Raw genomic sequence first — 16,203 nt, forward strand, 5'->3', positions numbered from 1 at the left:
TCTTCTCGCGGCGGGTTTTGGAGGAGGTCGATGTGACGACGACAAGCCTTGCCGGCACCCTGAAAAACCGCGGCAAACAGGTGGCCAAACGCCTGCTTGGCTATGATTCCCGCAACTGGCTGCGCATCCGCCAGATCGAGGCGTTCACCGTCTTCCTCGAAGCCGGAAACCGCAAAGCCGCCGACGTGATCGAGATCTCGCCCGGCTGGAACCGCACCTGGCGGGCGATGTGTCCCAACTACCGCTGCGTCGATTTCCCCGCCTTCGACATCTGCAAGGACCGCACCGACGAGCAATATTCGATCGTCATCGCCGACCAGGTGCTGGAACATGTGCGGCGGCCGCTGGCGGCGGTGCAGAACATCCACGCCATGACCCGGTCCGGAGGCTGGGCGATGGTGGCGACACCCTTCCTGTTCCGCGTCCACGCCAGGCCGCACGACTACAACCGGTGGACCCCCGCCGGCCTCAAGCAATTGATGGTCGAAGGAGGTTTTTCCGAAGCCAGCGTCAAGGTCCACGGCTGGGGCAACAAGGCCTGCGCCAGGGCCCACATCGGCGGCCCCGTCCGCGCCTACGGCCTGTGGCGCGATCTCAGCAACGACGAGGAATACCCGCTGATGGTCTGGGCCTTCGCGAAGAAGGGGTGAGCTATAAGCATCGAGGGGCGCGACAGCTCTCGACGGACAGCAGCGGCGAAGCTGCCAATCTCCCCCCTTTGCGGGGGAGATGTCCGGCAGGACAGAGGGGGGTGCTGTCCCTCCCGCCTATCAGCCAAACACAACTCTGCCTTCGACCGACTTTCGTTGAGAGTGAGATATGGGAAGGTTGGCGATCCTTCCCACCCCCCTCTGCCCTGCCGGGCATCTCCCCCGCAAGGGGGGAGATCAGCTGACCCTCACCCCCGCCGTCTCACCAACCGTGCATGCCGGCGCCAATACCACCACGCCAGCACGCGCTTCCTGAAACTGCGCTTCATCGCGGTCATGGTCTAAAGCCCCAGAAGCACGCGGCGCTGGCCGGTGAGGCTTGCCGGTGCGAGGTCGGTCTTGATGGTGCTCAGCGTTCCCTGGCGTTGTTCGAGCTCAGCCCTGAGCGCCGCCTCGCGCGCCTGCACGTCCTTGTCCTCGGCCGTCGGTGTCGGTGGCAGCGGCTTCAGTTCCGGTGGTTTTTGAAACAGGCACATGGTTCCAGCCTTCCCTTGTCCAGTCATAGAGGAAAAAATCTTCGCCGTTCCTGCCGTAACCCGGCAGCAGGCAGCGTTGCGTGGCCCCGAGCCGGCCAAGCCAGCGCAGCGCCAGTTCATTGGCAGCCAGCGCCCGCGCCTCGACCCGCCACGCACCACGCGCAGCCACCTGAGGCCCGAGCACGGTGTGAAAGAACACGGTGATCCCAGGCACGCAGCGCTTCATGCGGCGCGTGCCCCAGCTCCAGGCGATCCACAGCCCGCCGCGCTGTTCGGCGGCGCCAAAGCCGGCCTCCGGATTGCCGTCGAGCTCGGCGACATAGGCGAACCCCTGCAACGCCGTCAGCGCCAGCAATGCCGGCGACCACTGGTCAATCTGGCAGTCGATCTCGGCGCGGTCTTCCGCGCGCAGGTTGGCGGCGATGTAGGAGAGATCGCGCAGCGTGGCGGGGATGATGCGGAGGGTCATGGGCAGGCCAGAGCGATGGGGTGCGCTTCCCGCTTTCGGGCGGAGTCTCGAAGGCCCGCGCACTTGACCGGCCCCGTCGCCAGTGACCTACTTCGGGCATCGAACACGCAGGCTACCGACGACTGGAGGAGACGGGCGAATGGACATTCGATCGACGCTGACGGAGCTATGCGAGGCCTTCAACGCGCACGATCTCGATCGCATCATGGCGTTCTTTGCCGAGGATTGCGTCCTGGAGATGCCGCGGGGGAGCATGCCTTGGGGCACGCGTTGCGAGGGCAAGCGCAACGTACGAGACGCGCTGGCGACACGCTTCGAAGGCTTGCCCGATGTCCATTACGGCAACGGCCAACATTTTGCAGATGCGGCCGCCGATACCGGCATCTCGAAATGGACCCTCACAGGCACCACCCGCGAGGGTGTGAGAAAGGAAGTCCAAGGTTGCGACTTCTATACGTTTCGTGATGGCAAGGTGATCCGCAAGGATTCCTACTGGAAGATCGTGGAGTGACCCACGGGATCAATTCGAGACATCGCAGCTATTCGAAGCGGCGAGAATGATACGGACGGCATGGCGGCCGAAGCCTCGCCACTTCGTCATCCCAGGGCGAAGCAGGAGCGAAGCGACGTCGCGGAGACCCTGGGATCCATGCCGTGACCTCGGCCGACGCATGCAGCGGCGCAGAATTTCTGTGCCGTCGCGACGCTTGGAAGTCGCGGCATGGATCCTCGGGTCAAGCCCGAGGATAACGAAGCACGTGGCACTTCGCCCTCACCTAAATTCCCCCAGCGGATCGCTCTGCCCCGCCTGTCGCCGCGCGCTCCTGAATTCCGCCGGATCGACCACAGCCTCCCGCAGCATCATCACGCCGTAACGAGTCGCCGCCATCAGATCGTCGCGCAGTTTTACAACCTGGCCGTCCCTGCGATGATAAAGCCGAAATTCCTCGAACCAGGGCGCAAGCGTCGAGAACACCTTGAAGCGGCCGGATTGCATGCGGTCGAGCATCTCCATCAGCCCGGCCTCGACCGAGACAGAACCGTCGGGGAATTGCGCGTGGCGGGTCAGCATGTTCAGCCCGTGCGCGGCATATTGCCGGGCAAGCGCTACGCCCGCCCCTTCCAGCGTTTCGCGGCGGCCATCGCGCGGCCACGCAAAGGGCAGCCAGTCGCCCCATGGTTTCAGGGTCAGCGTCTGCATCGCGGGAGTCTGCTGCGAAGCGCGGCAGGCTTTCGCGACATAGACGACGTCGGCCTCGGTATCCCAGGCAAGTTCGACCGCGGCCGACGGATGGTCCCAGCCGAAATCCAGCGCCCCGATGCGCGGCCAGTAGCGCGGCAGCCGGAACGGCGCGCAGGCGATCATTTCCTCAGCCACCGGAAAGATGCGGCCGGAGCCCAGCACCGGAATGCCGCGAGCACGCGCCTCCCGCTCATGCGCCGGATAGGCGGCAACGATCGCCGCGCGCTCTTGGGCTGAATAATGCTCGGCATCGTCGATGGTCATGAAGGTGACGTGGCGGCTCATGGCGAACTCCTTAAGGCGCGATTTTCGGGCTAGGCGCGGCGGTTCTCTCCTTCTCCCCTTGTGGGAGAAGGTGGATCGGCGCGCAGCGCCGAGACGGTTGAGGGGTGCTGGAAGAAATGCCTTCACTGCCCAGCTGGAACACCCCTCATCCGACCGAGCTTCGCTCGGCCACCTTCTCCCACAGGGGGAGAAGGGAAGTCCTGCGTCCTCACCCCTTCCCCATTCCCTCAACCTCTTCCGCCGACAAAAAAAACAGCACCACATCCGACATGCCGAGCAGCGGGGTGAAGGTGACGATGGTGATGCCGCCGGTGGCGTTGGTGCGGGTCAGGCCTTCGGAATAGATGTCGAGCGGCGGTTCCTCGTCGAACCAGACGCCGTGCAGCGTCTCGCCCTGCCATTTCTCGCGGCCCTTTTCGAAGCTCTTGAACGACAGCACCGATTCATCGGCCTGCACGTCACCGCCGCCGCCCCAGCGCACCACGACGCTGTCGAGCGCGCCCGGCGCGCCGCGTCCCATGATGGTGTGCACAATAGCGTCGGCAGGGATCATGCCGGTGCCCCAGGCCGTCTGCTGCTGCGGCGGGCCGACTAGCACGCGCTGCGGGTTGTCGCGCGTACCCTCGCCGGTCACGCCAGCCGCCCACAGCCGGACCGCGCCGGCAAAGACCTTGCCTTGCCACCACGAGGGGTAGCGCCCAGTCAGATGCATGGCCCATTCGGCGCCGCCGGCCCTGGTCTTGCCAAGCTGGTTGCCGGCCATGAACAGCCGTTCGCGGTTCTGCGCGCCCGCGGCATGGAACTCGGCTTGCCTGGCATAGGGCCGGTAGGCGGCAAGCTGGTTAGTGCGGCGCCTGCGGTCCAGTTCCGCCAGCAGCGCCAGATATTCCGTCTTCGCCGCCGAGGTCTTCGAGGAACGGCTTGAGGGCGGCTTCGAGGCCGCGGATACGGCTGCGGATCTCGTCATCGCTTAAGCCGTCCAGTTGGTTGATGGAAACATGCAGACCCTTTGGCAAATCCTTGGGCAGCACCGAAAGCACGATCTTCAGATATTGGTCGGGCTTGTCGGCACGCACCTCGGCAATGACCCCGGCGCCATGCGTCCGGAAATCGGCGCGCACGGCCGCCAGGAAATCATCCCCCAGCGTCCTTTTCCCGCGCTTCGGCCGACGCCTGGCAGCGGGCTTGGTGGCTGGCGTCGCGGTCCGGCGCTTCGGCGCCCGGCGAGCCGGCGGCGGCTTGTCAGCCATGCTCGCCCCCTGTGGTCTTTGCAGCGGCCGTCCTGGATTTCGCCACCGTGGATTTTGATCGAGCGGTTCTTTTTACCCTCGATTTCGCCACTTTGGATTTTGAACGGGCGAGGCGCTTGCGCGGCTTGCCGGCTGCCCGAGCCGGCTTGGCCGGACCAGCCTCCGTCTCTGTCGCGCCGGCTGGTGTTGCCGCTTTGGAGCTCGCCACGCCGGAACCCGCCGCACCAGAGTGGCCGGCAAGGCGCAGCCGCTTCATCAGCCGTGCCGCCCCGATCGCCAGGTCGCTGCCACCCAGCGATCCCAGGCCAAAGCCGAAGCCGCCGGCCGCATCGACCGGACCGCCGCGCACCATGCCGATCAGCACGCCGGGCGCGACCTGTTCGATGAGCCCGAGACGCGGCTGCGGCGCCGCCCCCTCGAACGCGCCAATGGCGCTGACGACCTCGCGGCCGTCATCGTCGGTGATGATGGTGGCGTAGCGGCGCATGGGAGTTCTCGTGGATATTGCGAAGGGTCGTCGGGCAAAGGATGGCGTTCCGTCACGCCCCCCTCTGTCCTGCCAACGTTCAAGTGGTTTTCAAGGGCGCATCGATAGACAGACGCCAGAAACAAAAAACCCGCCTCGGCGGCGGGTCGTTGGCGCAAATCAGCACCATGGACAAATATGTAGCATAGCTGCCCTCACCCAGTCAACGATTTTCTGAGAAAAAATTCCTATAAGCCCTTTTTCGACGCCCGCCAACCAAGCTCCCGCGCATCGCTGAAGGGCAGCCGAAAAACAAAAAACCCACCGGCGCGGCGGGTCTGGAGGTCGTTGGCGCAAATCAACACCATACCCAAATCAATAGCATGCCCTCACCGGACAACCCGATCGGCATGCGAGCGGGCGGCAAGGCCAGACTTTCGTGTCGACTTTTCATAAGCCGACATCTGTGAGACCGTTAGCTGAAGCTCATGGAATGATTCGCGTCGTACGGCCTTGTAGGAGAGGGCGATGGACAGACCAACCATGGCATCCGTCTTCAGGGTGCGGCATGCGCCGGCCACGGTTTCGGGTGTGCGAAGCACCGGTCAGGGACAGGCGGACCCGATCATCCGCGTGCGCTCGCTCGGCGAGGCGATCCGCTTCGTCGCCCACGCCTACCCCCAATACGACATCAGTGCCGTCGCCATCGCCGCGGCAGATCCCTCGATCCCCCGCCTCGGGGGTCTGGACGTGAAAGCGCTGTGGCGCGAATATGGCGAGCGCCTGACGCAGGAATAGGCATTTCCAGGCAGCCAGCTCTGTGATCTTTTGCGACCTCGACTACGCCCTGCCCTCACCGCCGGAGCGGAAACGCCGCTGGCGCGTTTTCGATCATAGCCACGGGAGCAATCGCCATGAACGTCGCCAATCTGCAACTCGAAGGCCTGCTGATGGCCGTCGCGTCGATCAACCACCTCCTGGTCCAAAAGGGGGTGCTGACGGCGGAGGAAATAGACCTGGCCTTGCGCAAGGCCGAGGCCGGCGAAATCAGCCAGGAGCGGTCCGAAGGCATGTCCGCGTCAAGCCGCGACGCCGTCAGCTTTCCGATACGGCTGCTGGAACTGGCCAATCAATGCCAGCCGGAGGCGGACATGCCCTCCTTTTCAAAGCTCGCCCGCATGGTCGGCCAGATCAAGGAGCCCTACAACGACCAGATATGAAGGACGCCAACGCGGGCTTGCCGCTGCGGGATGGTCGCGCGCCTGGGCCTGGCTCCCGGCAAGGCGTAGCGGAGACCACGGGAATGCCTGAACGCGCTCTCTGACCCCTGGTCGCCCTTCGTCATTGTCGTCGTATTGCGCTCAGCCGAGTTCTTGGGCGAGTCCGATGAGCAGCCCTTCAGGCCCGCGGATGTAGCAGAGCCGATACACGTCCTTGTACTGGACCACTTCGCCGACGAGCTGCGCGCCGCGATTGCGGAGCCTTTCAAGCGTCTCGTCGATGTCGTCCACGGTGAACATGACGCGGAGGTAGCCCAGAGCGTTGACCGGGGCGTTGCGGTGATCCGCGACGACAGGTGGCGCGAGGAAGCGGGATAGCTCGAGCCGGCCGTGGCCATCCGGTGTGCGCATCATGGCAATCTCGACGCGCTGATCGCCCAGTCCAGTGACACGTCCGGCCCATTCTCCTTCGATCGTGGCCCGCCCTTCGAGCTCGAGGCCGAGCTCGCGAAAGAAATCAATCGTCTGACCGAGGTCATCGACGACGATCCCTACATTGTCCATCCGTTTGAGCGCCATGTGTCCATCTCCAAGGGTTTCGTCCAGGCCGTAAACTCATAAACTGCTTGCCAGGTGAGCAAATGGTTGATCCGGGGCTAGCGACGGGCTCCTGCGCCTACGCCCGGCCCGGCCATCCTGGATTCAGCGAGAGCACCCTGCCCGGGCCATGCACCGCCGCGAACAGCAGTCCGGCCATGAACGAAAAATGGTCGATGAAGAAGCCGAACTCGGCCTGGTTGCCGGCCCAGTGGCTGGGTCCGTGGAAGGAAAAGCCGAGGAACAGCACATAGGCGGCGGCGACCAGGGCCGCCGGCGTGAAGAAGGCGCCGGTCAGCAAGCACAGCACGAGCGCGGCTTCCAGCAGCGCCGCGCACCAGGCCAGGAACAGCGGAAACGGAAAGCCGGCGGCAGCGATATAGCCGGCGGTGTCGCCCATACCCATGAACTTGAAGGTCACGGCCATCAGGAAGACGCCGGCGAAGATCAGGCGGGCGATGAGAAGTGCCGCGGTCTGCCACGGTGCCTGAATGCTTTGCGACTGAGTGGTTTGCGACTGAATGATTTGCGACGACATGGTCTTTTCTCCAGGATTGCAATGGGCTCCGGCCCAAGGACGGGCGACCGGCGCCAAATCCGACACATCAGCCAGATTTTTTGTGGGAATCCCCGATGCAGGCGCCGTGCCCCGGCGCCAAGACACCTCTAACCCGTTGAATCCACTGTTGCGGCAAAACCGATTTCACTTTGCCGGCTGATGTTATGATGGCGCCGCACTCAAACGGGGAACAGGACATGGCCAAGGCATTGACCATCGCTGCGCCGCAACATCCGGTGACGAGCGCCGCCTATGAACAGGAATGCAGGGAGATGCTCGTCCCGCATCTCGACGCGCTGCTCAACAAGGTCGAGGCCGCCGGCTGGGAGCGCGGACAGGCCGCGTCGGCGCTGATGTATCTCGCCGCCAAGCGCCTCACGCCCGCCTGATGCCATAGCGGCAAGGCCGGCGGCACGGCGATATTGTCGTGGCCTTGGAACTCGCGACGGCCGATCTGTGTTATGTCCTGTTGATCGTGGAATCGGGCGCCGACGGCTGCGCGTTTCCACGGCAACAGAAAGCGAGGCCTGAAATGGCTGACGACAAGTCGAAGACGAAGCAGGACCGCAAGCTGGTTTCGAGCGAGGAGCCTTACGAGGTCGCCGCCTTTGCCCGGAAATACGGCATTCCGCCAAGCGAGGCGCAAACCATCATCAAGCGCTATGGGCCGTCGCGCAAGAAGCTCGACGCCCATATGGCGGCCCGCGGCTAGGTCCAATGGGATCGGGATGGGGCTTTGTCCTGGACGAAACATCTGGGACGATCTCCTGTCCCGCCCGGCCCCGCAGCAGACTGACAAGATGGAGGTCGCATCATGTCCGACACCATACGCAGGACCGGCAGTTGCCTGTGCGGCGGCGTGCAGTTCGAGGTCCACGGCGCGCCGCTCAGAATCGGGCTCTGCCATTGCAAGGACTGCCGCAAGGCCAGCGGCTCGGTCTATTCGGCCTATGCCATCTGGCCGCGCGAGGCCTTCGAGACGACGGGCATCGTCAGTTCCTATGGCACGCGAAGCTTTTGCCCGACTTGCGGCGGTCGTGTTGCCTGGGTCGACGACAACGAGGCCGAGGTGATGATCGGCAGCCTCGACATCGCGCCGACCGATCTCATGCCCGAATACGAGTTGTGGACCAGCCGGCGCGAGACATGGCTGCATGCCTTGCCCGGCACCGAGCAGTTCGAGCATGACCGGCCAACGGCGAACGCCGCTGAATTGCCGCCGCCGAGGCCCTTGTCGGACGCCGTTGCGGGCGACTGAAATTTTGATCTCGAAGGCAGGGAACCCTGCCCTGTTGCCGACGTTAACCGGCGCCTCGTTTTGTGCATGTCGTCCCGAAACCTCCGCGCACTTTCGGACGGCATGCACCAGTCAAGGAGACGACCGTTGAACGACAAGATGTTTCCCCATCCGATCAGACTGAAATTTAGCCCCGGGCGCGAGCGCGTGGTGCGCAGTGCCTGGGAAAGCCTCGAATGCCTCGGCGACTGGCCGGCGGGCCAGGGCCGGCGCTACCGGGCGGCATTGCGCAGCTGCCGCGATGCACTGGATGGCTGGACGCCGCCGGAAAAGGCGATGCGGGCAATGGTCGACGCCGCGCGCGAAGCAAAACTCCTCCATTAGCGGGAAAACAGGAATGGCCGAGCCGATGCTGTCGACACCGATGCGGATCAGGCCGCATGGCTCGGACACGATCCGCGACATCACCACGCTGAAGGATGCCAGCGAAATCCTGATCGACTGGCCGCAGGCCGAGCGCGGCCCGTTCTATCAGGCCGCGCGCGAGCAGGTCGAAGCGGCGCTGGAAAACAAGGCGGGTGCCGCCCAGGCGCACGAAGCTTTCGTTGCCCTGTGCAACCAGGCCGGCGTGCTGGTTCGCTAATCCTTTCGGCTGCCGTGCCTCCTACTGTGCCGGCGGCTGGGCCGGCACTTCGCCCGGCTTGATGACCGGTGTCTTGCCTTCATCGGGGGCCGGCGTGGCCATCCCCTGATCGCCGGTGGCCGGCGGTTTCAGCACCCCGCCGCAGTCATTGAGCGTGTCCGTCAGATTGTCGCTGCCAGGCTGCTGTTTTGCGCCTTGTTCGGTCTGGACCCGGCATTTGTCGGCATGCGACCCAGGGTCCTGCTGCTGGCCCGTTTGCGCCGCTGCCGACAGCGCCAGCAGGATGAATGGCACGATGGCGAGGATTCTCATCTCGGCCTCCTTGTTCCCGTCACGGCCGCTCGCGGCGACCCTTCCCTTCACGGGGACAACGCCTGTCGATGGAAAAGGTTGGCCGTCGGCGAAGCCGGGTTGAGTTCAAGCCGATGCAGCGCCCCAAAGGTTAGGTGAACCGACCGGGCCGGACCCTCACAGGTCGAAAGACGACTCCGCGGCAGCCATTTCGGCGCCGAGCTGCGGAACGACGATCGATTCCACCGGCGCCGTCAGCGACCAGCTGACACGACCCGGGTTGCGCTCCAGGACCGCCGAGCCGTTCAGCGATTGCGGCGCGACCCGCTGCAGGACGACCGTGCCAAAGCCCTTGCGCGTGGCTTCGTCTTGCCGTCCCCCTGGCCGGTCGCCTTCAGGCACCGGCATCGTTTCGTCCCAGACGAGATGGATTTCCCGCTTGCCCGAAGCACCGGCGGCGATCTGCCAGGTGATCTCGAGCCTCCCGGCATCGACCGCCAGCGCGCCATATTTGGAAGAGTTGGTGCCAAGCTCGTGAAATGCCATGCCGAGATTTTGCACGGCGTTCGGCTGCAAGGTCAGCAGCGGTCCCGACAGCGATACCTGTGCCTCGTGGCCGAACGGCTTGAGCTGCTCCTGGATGAGGTCGAAGAGGCTGGCACCCGCCCATTCCGAGTTGACCAGCAGGTCGTGCGACCGCGATAGCGCCATGATGCGGGATCGGATGAGCTCTTCGAACTCGCGCGGATCGGTCGAGCGCTTGCTTGTCTCCCTGACCATCGAGAGGATCACCGCGAACTGGTTCTTGACGCGATGGTTCACCTCCCTCAGTAGCAGCCTGATCCGGCGCTCGCTCTCCTTGGTCGCGGTGATGTCGCGGGCGATCTTCGAGGCGCCGATGATCTCGCCCGTTGCGTTTCTGATCGGCGAGACGGTCAGCGATACGGCAATGAACCCGCCATCCTTGCGGCGCCGGATCGTCTCATAGCTGGCGACGAGTTGGCCATTGCGAACCCGGCTGATGATGTCGACCTCTTCATCCCTGAGGTGATCGGGAATGAGCATCAGCACCGATTTGCCGACAGCCTCCTCGGCGGTGTAACCGAACATGCGCTGCGCCGCCCCATTCCAGCTGGTGATGATGCTGTTCAGATCCTTGCTGATGATGGCGTCGAAGGATGAATCGACGATAGCCGCCAGCCGTGCGTCGGCGGGAGGGTCGAGCGGACCGTTGATGCTTGCCAATTCTGTCATTGCCCACCTTCCCCCGTCACGTCGCCCTCACGGCGTGACAACATTCCACCCCATGCCCAGCAATGCGTGGTGGCGGGTTTGGTTGCAATCGACGCGCGACATTCCTTGGCCGGCGGCGACAGCCACCGAAGTGCGCGGACCAAAAGCTTCGCAATCAGTTCGGTTCGGGGGCGGCGTCGTCCGGGGCGTCAAGCGGAGGATCGGCGTCGGGATCCCGTTGCGGACAATCCTCGTAGCGGTGGTCGCGGCCGCCGCAAAAGGAACAACACATGGCTTCGCGATCCTCGTCTCCGGGTGGCCATTGCGGGGTCTCGTAGGGCTTCCTGCCGTCCATCCCCAGCAATGCGCGACGCGGCATTTGGTTGCGCCGCAAAAAATGGCCAACTGACTGTTGCGGAACCGCTGGAAGGGATGCGAGTTTCGGGTGACACGTTTGCTTGGTACGTGAAACGCTGAGGTACGCCATGCTCACCCGCCGAATTGCTTTGACGACAGCGGCCATGCTGCTTGCCGCAACCAGCCTCGCCGAGGCCCGGCCCGACACCCGCACGATGGGCTGCCAGGAGCTTCAGCAGCTGATCCAGAGCCGCCGCGCCGTGGTGCTGACCACCGGCCCCAACACCTATGACCGCTATGTCAGGCAATTCGGCATCGAATGCGACTGGCCGGAGGTGCCGACGTCGGCTTATGTCCCGACCCGTGACGGCAGTTGCCCGGTCTACCGCTGCGACCAGGCGATCGGCGATCTCCCGGATTGACGGCGACGGCTTGCCGCCAATTGCCGATCGCCAGTTACTCGACTAAGATAGGATCGCGCTGTTGCCGAACCGCTGGCGGGGATGCGAGTTTTGCGTGACACGTTTGCTTGGTACGTGAACCGCTGAGGTAACCACCATGCCCATCCATCGAACTGCCTTGACGACTGTAGCGATGCTGCTTGCCGCGACCGGTCTCACCGAGGCCCGGCCCGACACCCGCACAATGAGCTGCCAACAGCTCCAACAACTGATCCAGAGCCGCCGCGCCGTGGTGCTGACCACCGGCCCCAACACCTATGACCGCTATGTCAGGCAGTTCGGCAACGAATGCGACTGGCCCGACGCTCCGACGTCGGCCTATGTCCCGACCCGTGACGGTCGCTGCCCGGTCCACAGGTGCGCCGAGCCGGTTGGCCGTCTCCCGTGACGGCGACGGCTTTGCCGACCGCCAGTGGCCGATCACAAGAGGATCGCGTTGATCCCGGCGCGCGAACCGGCTAGGGGTGTCGGCGCAGGTTGCATTTTCCCGCTTCGTCTAATGGTAGGACAGCGCCCTTTGAAGGCGTGAATCGTGGTTCGAGCCCATGAGCGGGAACCAAGAAAATCAACGACTTAGACAAAATTCGTGGCGGCGGTACCGATAAGAAACCCAATAAGCAACGCCGCAGGAAGCCGCTTTTGGGATCGCCGGAGCGGTTTTTGATAGCACAAACATGCTTAATGGTCCTGTCTTCGCTAGCGGTCTCTCGCGTCAATGAGGTTTTTGGCATGCTTTCGCAAAACGATCAGGCGTCCGAGAGCGTGCCGTTGAGTTGGGACGTCGTTTTGCGTCACCTTTTCGCGAGCTTTCGGTAGTCCGGCCTTGGCGGCCTTGATGGGCTGAGTAAGTTCGGCCAACAGCGGATTCATCCCTTCCTGGGGTAGGAGCATCTTCTGCTTGGTCTGGCATCTGGATTAGGCCCTATCCACCAGTCGCTCCTTGGTGCGTGGACGGGCTGCCCTTTCACGGCGGTACCAGGGGTTCGATTCCCGTTGGGCGTACCAGACTTTCAATAACTTGAGGTCAATCCGCAATCTGCGGTCCCGACAAGAGACCCGAAAAGCAACCCACAGAATCCATTTTCTGAATGTTACGCAAACGACGGTCTTCGGATCGGTTCCTCTCGTTTTGCGCTAAACGCTGGCGTGGCGCGTCCTTGCGGCCACCACGTACGTAAGCGCCAGCGCCTCCAGCCAGCAAGGGCAACACCGACAATGTAGCCCGGCAGCAGCCGGCGACTGGAAGGGTGCGCTTCGTGGTCCATTAAGCAAGCCCGATGAATCCAAGCGCCGATAGTCGTGGTTTCAGCGCTTTCGTGCTTAGCTACCAAGTTACATTTCGGGAGATGGCCAGCATGCTCGCGATGGTGCAAACGCTGTCCGAAACCAATCTGTTCTTGCTTGCCTTTTCGGCGTTGATCTTCGACATACCGCGCTACACCTTGTCGCTGGTGTCATTGGTTCTGTTCGGAACATGGCGGAAGTCGCAGTACGGCCCAGTGCGCTCCGACCATCCTTCGGTGAGTGTGATAGTGCCGACGTTCAACGGCGGGGCTGGACTGCATCCGACAATCGCCTCGTTGCATCGCCAGACCCAACGGCCGGTCCAAATCATCATCGTCGACGACGGTTCGACAGACGATACGCGCGCGACCGCGGAGCAGGCGCGCGCTCTTGGCCTTGTCGACATGGTGATTTGCCATGGTACTCGCTGCGGTCGAAGCGCGGCGATCAACGCCGCAGCCAGGTTCGCAAGCGCTGACCTACTCATGACCGTTGATGCGGACACGATTTTCGAATCCACCGCGGTCGAGCGGCTCGCCTCGGTGTTCAGCGATCCGCGGGTGGGTGGCGCGAGCTGCAACATTGGGATTGTCAACGAGAGCGAATCGCTTTGGACCGGCCTTCAAAGCATCGAGTACCTGATGTCGATTAGCGCTGGGCGGTCCGTGCTCGACATCGTCGGCGCCATCGCGTGCCTTTCGGGCGCCTGCTCGACCTATCGGCGCGAGGTATTCCTGCGGCAGGGCGGACTCGACGTCGGACCTGGTGAGGATCTGGAATTCACGCTGCGGCTGCGACGGCTGGGTTATGTGGTTCGCTTCGTCCCCAACGCCTGGGCCGGAACGCTCGGTCCGGTCAGTGGCGTCAGCCTGTTGCGCCAACGCGCCCGATGGGATCGTGATGCGCTGCGTGTCCGTCTGATGATGTATCGCGAGCTAGGCTTGTTCCAAGGCCGCGAGCGCCTGAGGGACTCGTTGCAACGGCTGGACTTCATCATATTCGACCTCGTCCCGACCCTGAGCCTTCCGTTCTATCTGGCCTATGTGGTGCTGCTGTTCGGCAGCCAAGCGTTTACGTTCCTCGTCGCAATCTATGTCCTGCTGCTCTGGTTATCATTTTTCAACATGGCGCTCGCCTTGGTTATGTTTAACCGATCGGCCAGTTTTTTTGGGCTGGGCTTGGCGCTGATCTTTCCATTCTACCAAGGTGTCTACCTGAAATGCGCCCGCTTCTTCTCCTATTCGTCGGAGATCATCTTTGCCACATCGCGGCATGACGACTTTGTTCCACCGCGCGTCCGTCGTGCGCTGTTCGGAGGCCCCGTTTGAAGGAGGGTGTCATGAACATAACGATCAACCGCCTCGATCCCAATGTGCCTGACCCGATCGAGAGCCGCCGGCGCGCGGCCGGGCGCCTTGTGCGGTTCGCATATGGCGCTACCGTATTTGGCATCCTTGCGTTCTTCGTCGTCTATTTCGGCGCGCCCTTGGTGTTGCTGAGCGGACCCGGCACCGTAACAGCTCCCCGCTATGTGGTCTCACTGCCCCATATCGTACAGATCAAGACCATGAACGTGGTGCCCGGAGCTACGGTCAAGGCCGGTCAAGTGATAGGTACGGTCAACTCGCCACAGGTCGACAGCGTCATCGCAACCTACATGAACGCTCTGGCGGACATCGCGGTTCGCCGAGCCGAGCTACGGGTCAAACTCCGGGTGGCACAGGAATCGCTGGCGTCCTCGCGCTCCTATCTACGGCTCACCGAGGAAACCATCGCACACATCGAGGAGATGTCGTCCGCCAGCCTCAGTTATCGCGTCGACATGTACCGCGAGCGAGCGCAAGCCCTCAGGACCGTGGTTTCGCAAGAAGCGGAAATCGCCGAGGCCACTGTTCAGCTTACCGACCTAGACAAATTCAACCAGAAGATTCGCGGTCACATGGATGCCATCGAGGGCAGTTTCGCAGGCGGCGAAGTCCTGGCGCCGGTCGCGGGGGTGGTCTCAACCAATGTCGCGTATGCCGGCCAGTCCCTGGTGGCGGGCGCGCCGATCGCCGAGATCCTCGATCCGACGGACATCTTCGTCGACTGGTACGTTCCCAACGAGCGTCTGGCCAATCCCACGATAGACGATCAGGTCCAGGTGTTGTTCGGCAACCGTCGAATTCCTGGGACGATAATCGACATTCTGCCGGTCTCGGATATTTACGCTGGCCGGCAGCCGCAGTTCGGCGGCGACCGACAGGCTACCCAGATTGCGAGAGTCCGCTTCAACAATGGCGTGACCCCGCCGCCGCTCAGCTCAACGGTTTACGTTCACATGTATTACACCCACTTCACCGCCCGAATCGCTAAGTGGTTGATCCAGATGCTGCGACTCGACTGAACGGCAACACCTGATGCAAATTGAAACCGACCAGTCGCAGTGCCCCGCTTGTGGTGGCGCCCTCAAGCTGTTCCCGGTGTTCCATCATATGATGTGCGCGTATGTTGGCCCGGAATACGATTTTGTGCCATCAGCCGGTGGCTACGGCTGCCCAAAATGCCGACGCCTCATCCTATCGGGCGATTATGCCTGCGAGATTGTCGGAACAAGCGCGCTATGCAGCCGGTGCCACAAAGAGATGGTCGTGTCTTCGGCGGGCAAGGCTCCGCTGTGACGCATGAGGCCCCTCCGAATCTGCAAGAGCCTTAAGTATCGCATCCGCATAGGATACCCTCGCCGAACATCGGGGGACTGGGGAAGCCCAGGCTGACGCGATAGCGGTGGATCATCGGTCCTGTTGTGAAAGCCATTGTGATCGACCTGTTGGTGGTCCTCGGTTGACGGCAAGGCCCTAACCTACGCGGTCACACCATGCGAGAACGGACCGTCTTACCCTACCTGAAGGCGGGGCGGACTTTCGAGCCCGTCTCTGGCCGGCGCCTGTTACCCCAAAGCCCCCCGCCCAATAGGCGTCGGCCAACTTCCATCAGAGATGATCCTAGCTGCTCTCGAAAGTCGGTTTCCAGTCGCGGTTCCGTGCCTGCTGCTGGCCGGCGTAGTCGGGAATGCACGTGAAGAACACCGGGCTGCGGCCGCGACCCTCTGCCTTGCAATCCGAGCAGCCAAAGCGCCCGACCAGATCCCAATGCATTGACCCATGATCAGGCCCGAGCCTGTCGATCAGCAACTGGATATCGAGCTTTGTCGACTTGCAGCACATCGGGTGACCGCAATTGACGTACATCGTTTCGCGAGCGGCCAGAGTGTCGGCGAGCGACGCACCGCTAGGGGAAAAGGCCCGCCACCGGATAACGATGGCGGGAGCTTGTGTGGCTGCTCGGGGAGTGACTGCCGAGCAGAATCAGAACTTCCACTTTCTGCAACGGGTTCCAGCCTCGCGCACAAAAAAGCCCGCCACCACGAGGCAGCGGGCTAG

At 63.1% G+C, this 16,203-nt stretch carries 22 protein-coding genes, 1 tRNA gene and 1 pseudogene; 15 read left to right on the plus strand and 9 right to left on the minus strand.

Features of this window, described 5'->3' with window-relative positions; all coding sequences use genetic code 11:
* Nucleotides 1-32: 32 nt before the first annotated feature.
* Nucleotides 33-650: a class I SAM-dependent methyltransferase gene (locus AC1D08_RS10855; protein ID WP_457152171.1), complete on the plus strand. Its 618-nt coding sequence runs from the start codon at nucleotides 33-35 to the stop codon at nucleotides 648-650.
* A gap of 435 nt (nucleotides 651-1,085) precedes the next feature.
* On the opposite strand, the gene AC1D08_RS10860 is transcribed toward AC1D08_RS10855, so the two are convergent.
* Complete coding sequence (locus tag AC1D08_RS10860; RefSeq protein WP_457153825.1) at nucleotides 1,086-1,655, minus strand: hypothetical protein; 570 nt, start codon at nucleotides 1,653-1,655, stop codon at nucleotides 1,086-1,088.
* A gap of 139 nt (nucleotides 1,656-1,794) precedes the next feature.
* Here AC1D08_RS10860 and AC1D08_RS10865 point away from each other — a divergent pair, with 139 nt between their 5' ends.
* The gene (locus AC1D08_RS10865; protein ID WP_457153824.1) at nucleotides 1,795-2,166 is read left to right on the plus strand and encodes a nuclear transport factor 2 family protein; all 372 of its coding nucleotides are present in this window, start codon (nucleotides 1,795-1,797) and stop codon (nucleotides 2,164-2,166) included.
* A 261-nt stretch (nucleotides 2,167-2,427) separates the two neighbouring features.
* Here the strand turns inward: AC1D08_RS10865 and AC1D08_RS10870 are convergent.
* From AC1D08_RS10870 to AC1D08_RS10885, 4 genes and pseudogenes are all read right to left on the minus strand, one after another.
* A pseudogene (locus tag AC1D08_RS10870) lies at nucleotides 2,428-3,180 on the minus strand (phage terminase large subunit family protein); the annotation flags it as partial.
* A 211-nt stretch (nucleotides 3,181-3,391) separates the two neighbouring features.
* Complete coding sequence (locus AC1D08_RS10875) at nucleotides 3,392-4,066, minus strand: terminase large subunit domain-containing protein (RefSeq protein WP_477423342.1); 675 nt, start codon at nucleotides 4,064-4,066, stop codon at nucleotides 3,392-3,394.
* A complete protein-coding gene (locus tag AC1D08_RS10880; RefSeq protein ID WP_457153823.1) occupies nucleotides 4,026-4,433 on the minus strand; it encodes a hypothetical protein in 408 nt (135 codons plus the stop codon). The genes AC1D08_RS10875 and AC1D08_RS10880 overlap by 41 nt, the downstream gene beginning before the upstream one ends.
* Nucleotides 4,426-4,920 (minus strand): hypothetical protein, encoded by a 495-nt coding sequence (locus AC1D08_RS10885; protein ID WP_477413251.1) that lies wholly within the window; start codon nucleotides 4,918-4,920, stop codon nucleotides 4,426-4,428. The genes AC1D08_RS10880 and AC1D08_RS10885 overlap by 8 nt, the downstream gene beginning before the upstream one ends.
* 507 nt (nucleotides 4,921-5,427) lie before the next feature.
* Between AC1D08_RS10885 and AC1D08_RS10890 the strand changes: the two genes are divergently transcribed.
* Both AC1D08_RS10890 and AC1D08_RS10895 read left to right on the plus strand, forming a co-directional pair.
* The gene (locus AC1D08_RS10890) at nucleotides 5,428-5,697 is read left to right on the plus strand and encodes a hypothetical protein (RefSeq protein ID WP_457153820.1); all 270 of its coding nucleotides are present in this window, start codon (nucleotides 5,428-5,430) and stop codon (nucleotides 5,695-5,697) included.
* Between the two features lie 116 nt (nucleotides 5,698-5,813).
* Nucleotides 5,814-6,119 carry a hypothetical protein gene (locus tag AC1D08_RS10895; protein WP_457153819.1) on the plus strand — a complete coding sequence of 102 codons (306 nt, stop codon included), beginning with the start codon at nucleotides 5,814-5,816 and terminating at the stop codon, nucleotides 6,117-6,119.
* 141 nt (nucleotides 6,120-6,260) lie between these two features.
* On the opposite strand, the gene AC1D08_RS10900 is transcribed toward AC1D08_RS10895, so the two are convergent.
* Both AC1D08_RS10900 and AC1D08_RS10905 read right to left on the minus strand, forming a co-directional pair.
* Complete coding sequence (locus AC1D08_RS10900; protein WP_457153818.1) at nucleotides 6,261-6,698, minus strand: VOC family protein; 438 nt, start codon at nucleotides 6,696-6,698, stop codon at nucleotides 6,261-6,263.
* Nucleotides 6,699-6,795: 97 nt separating this feature from the next.
* Complete coding sequence (locus AC1D08_RS10905; RefSeq protein WP_457152621.1) at nucleotides 6,796-7,254, minus strand: DoxX family protein; 459 nt, start codon at nucleotides 7,252-7,254, stop codon at nucleotides 6,796-6,798.
* Between the two features lie 218 nt (nucleotides 7,255-7,472).
* Here AC1D08_RS10905 and AC1D08_RS10910 point away from each other — a divergent pair, with 218 nt between their 5' ends.
* The 5 genes from AC1D08_RS10910 to AC1D08_RS10930 all read left to right on the plus strand — a co-directional run bounded on the left by AC1D08_RS10910 (nucleotide 7,473) and on the right by AC1D08_RS10930 (nucleotide 9,155).
* Nucleotides 7,473-7,664, plus strand: coding sequence for a hypothetical protein (locus AC1D08_RS10910; protein ID WP_095091787.1), 192 nt, complete (start codon nucleotides 7,473-7,475; stop codon nucleotides 7,662-7,664).
* 38 nt (nucleotides 7,665-7,702) lie between these two features.
* Nucleotides 7,703-7,987: a DUF3606 domain-containing protein gene (locus AC1D08_RS10915; protein ID WP_245331371.1), complete on the plus strand. Its 285-nt coding sequence runs from the start codon at nucleotides 7,703-7,705 to the stop codon at nucleotides 7,985-7,987.
* 102 nt (nucleotides 7,988-8,089) lie between these two features.
* Nucleotides 8,090-8,533, plus strand: a complete 444-nt coding sequence (locus AC1D08_RS10920; RefSeq protein WP_095091373.1) for a GFA family protein — start codon at nucleotides 8,090-8,092, stop codon at nucleotides 8,531-8,533.
* A gap of 126 nt (nucleotides 8,534-8,659) precedes the next feature.
* The gene (locus tag AC1D08_RS10925; protein ID WP_095091372.1) at nucleotides 8,660-8,896 is read left to right on the plus strand and encodes a DUF982 domain-containing protein; all 237 of its coding nucleotides are present in this window, start codon (nucleotides 8,660-8,662) and stop codon (nucleotides 8,894-8,896) included.
* A gap of 13 nt (nucleotides 8,897-8,909) precedes the next feature.
* Nucleotides 8,910-9,155: a DUF982 domain-containing protein gene (locus AC1D08_RS10930; protein WP_457152620.1), complete on the plus strand. Its 246-nt coding sequence runs from the start codon at nucleotides 8,910-8,912 to the stop codon at nucleotides 9,153-9,155.
* Nucleotides 9,156-9,176: 21 nt separating this feature from the next.
* Here AC1D08_RS10930 and AC1D08_RS10935 read toward each other — a convergent pair whose 3' ends face one another.
* Nucleotides 9,177-9,467, minus strand: a complete 291-nt coding sequence (locus AC1D08_RS10935; protein ID WP_477423105.1) for a hypothetical protein — start codon at nucleotides 9,465-9,467, stop codon at nucleotides 9,177-9,179.
* Between the two features lie 156 nt (nucleotides 9,468-9,623).
* The gene (locus AC1D08_RS10940) at nucleotides 9,624-10,700 is read right to left on the minus strand and encodes a sensor histidine kinase (RefSeq protein WP_477423107.1); all 1,077 of its coding nucleotides are present in this window, start codon (nucleotides 10,698-10,700) and stop codon (nucleotides 9,624-9,626) included.
* Nucleotides 10,701-11,164: 464 nt separating this feature from the next.
* Here AC1D08_RS10940 and AC1D08_RS10945 point away from each other — a divergent pair, with 464 nt between their 5' ends.
* The 6 genes from AC1D08_RS10945 to AC1D08_RS10970 all read left to right on the plus strand — a co-directional run bounded on the left by AC1D08_RS10945 (nucleotide 11,165) and on the right by AC1D08_RS10970 (nucleotide 15,441).
* A complete protein-coding gene (locus AC1D08_RS10945; protein WP_457152617.1) occupies nucleotides 11,165-11,458 on the plus strand; it encodes a hypothetical protein in 294 nt (97 codons plus the stop codon).
* A 136-nt stretch (nucleotides 11,459-11,594) separates the two neighbouring features.
* Nucleotides 11,595-11,885: a hypothetical protein gene (locus AC1D08_RS10950; RefSeq protein ID WP_457152616.1), complete on the plus strand. Its 291-nt coding sequence runs from the start codon at nucleotides 11,595-11,597 to the stop codon at nucleotides 11,883-11,885.
* A gap of 97 nt (nucleotides 11,886-11,982) precedes the next feature.
* A tRNA-Gln gene (locus AC1D08_RS10955) sits at nucleotides 11,983-12,056 on the plus strand.
* A 796-nt stretch (nucleotides 12,057-12,852) separates the two neighbouring features.
* Entirely contained in the window at nucleotides 12,853-14,109 is a 1,257-nt protein-coding gene (locus AC1D08_RS10960; protein ID WP_457152615.1) for a glycosyltransferase family 2 protein, read from the plus strand.
* 11 nt (nucleotides 14,110-14,120) lie between these two features.
* Nucleotides 14,121-15,167, plus strand: a complete 1,047-nt coding sequence (locus AC1D08_RS10965) for an HlyD family secretion protein (RefSeq protein WP_477423109.1) — start codon at nucleotides 14,121-14,123, stop codon at nucleotides 15,165-15,167.
* A gap of 13 nt (nucleotides 15,168-15,180) precedes the next feature.
* Nucleotides 15,181-15,441: a hypothetical protein gene (locus AC1D08_RS10970; RefSeq protein ID WP_457152613.1), complete on the plus strand. Its 261-nt coding sequence runs from the start codon at nucleotides 15,181-15,183 to the stop codon at nucleotides 15,439-15,441.
* The last annotated feature ends 762 nt before the right edge of the window (nucleotides 15,442-16,203 follow it).

It is taken from the genome of Mesorhizobium sp. P2_E6 (genome assembly GCF_056403835.1).

What these genes read in the sequence shown, in the direction of transcription:
- AC1D08_RS10905 (WP_457152621.1), bottom strand. Translation starts at nt 7,254, where the DNA reads ATGTCGTCGCAAATCATTCAGTCGCAAACCACTCAGTCGCAAAGCATT.
- AC1D08_RS10930 (WP_457152620.1), top strand. Translation starts at nt 8,910, where the DNA reads ATGGCCGAGCCGATGCTGTCGACACCGATGCGGATCAGGCCGCATGGC.
- AC1D08_RS10895 (WP_457153819.1), top strand. Translation starts at nt 5,814, where the DNA reads ATGAACGTCGCCAATCTGCAACTCGAAGGCCTGCTGATGGCCGTCGCG.
- AC1D08_RS10900 (WP_457153818.1), bottom strand. Translation starts at nt 6,698, where the DNA reads ATGGCGCTCAAACGGATGGACAATGTAGGGATCGTCGTCGATGACCTC.
- AC1D08_RS10880 (WP_457153823.1), bottom strand. Translation starts at nt 4,433, where the DNA reads ATGGCTGACAAGCCGCCGCCGGCTCGCCGGGCGCCGAAGCGCCGGACC.
- AC1D08_RS10940 (WP_477423107.1), bottom strand. Translation starts at nt 10,700, where the DNA reads ATGACAGAATTGGCAAGCATCAACGGTCCGCTCGACCCTCCCGCCGAC.
- AC1D08_RS10960 (WP_457152615.1), top strand. Translation starts at nt 12,853, where the DNA reads ATGCTCGCGATGGTGCAAACGCTGTCCGAAACCAATCTGTTCTTGCTT.
- AC1D08_RS10935 (WP_477423105.1), bottom strand. Translation starts at nt 9,467, where the DNA reads ATGAGAATCCTCGCCATCGTGCCATTCATCCTGCTGGCGCTGTCGGCA.
- AC1D08_RS10910 (WP_095091787.1), top strand. Translation starts at nt 7,473, where the DNA reads ATGGCCAAGGCATTGACCATCGCTGCGCCGCAACATCCGGTGACGAGC.
- AC1D08_RS10860 (WP_457153825.1), bottom strand. Translation starts at nt 1,655, where the DNA reads ATGACCCTCCGCATCATCCCCGCCACGCTGCGCGATCTCTCCTACATC.
- AC1D08_RS10970 (WP_457152613.1), top strand. Translation starts at nt 15,181, where the DNA reads ATGCAAATTGAAACCGACCAGTCGCAGTGCCCCGCTTGTGGTGGCGCC.
- AC1D08_RS10950 (WP_457152616.1), top strand. Translation starts at nt 11,595, where the DNA reads ATGCCCATCCATCGAACTGCCTTGACGACTGTAGCGATGCTGCTTGCC.
- AC1D08_RS10920 (WP_095091373.1), top strand. Translation starts at nt 8,090, where the DNA reads ATGTCCGACACCATACGCAGGACCGGCAGTTGCCTGTGCGGCGGCGTG.
- AC1D08_RS10885 (WP_477413251.1), bottom strand. Translation starts at nt 4,920, where the DNA reads ATGCGCCGCTACGCCACCATCATCACCGACGATGACGGCCGCGAGGTC.
- AC1D08_RS10965 (WP_477423109.1), top strand. Translation starts at nt 14,121, where the DNA reads ATGAACATAACGATCAACCGCCTCGATCCCAATGTGCCTGACCCGATC.
- AC1D08_RS10890 (WP_457153820.1), top strand. Translation starts at nt 5,428, where the DNA reads ATGGACAGACCAACCATGGCATCCGTCTTCAGGGTGCGGCATGCGCCG.
- AC1D08_RS10945 (WP_457152617.1), top strand. Translation starts at nt 11,165, where the DNA reads ATGCTCACCCGCCGAATTGCTTTGACGACAGCGGCCATGCTGCTTGCC.
- AC1D08_RS10865 (WP_457153824.1), top strand. Translation starts at nt 1,795, where the DNA reads ATGGACATTCGATCGACGCTGACGGAGCTATGCGAGGCCTTCAACGCG.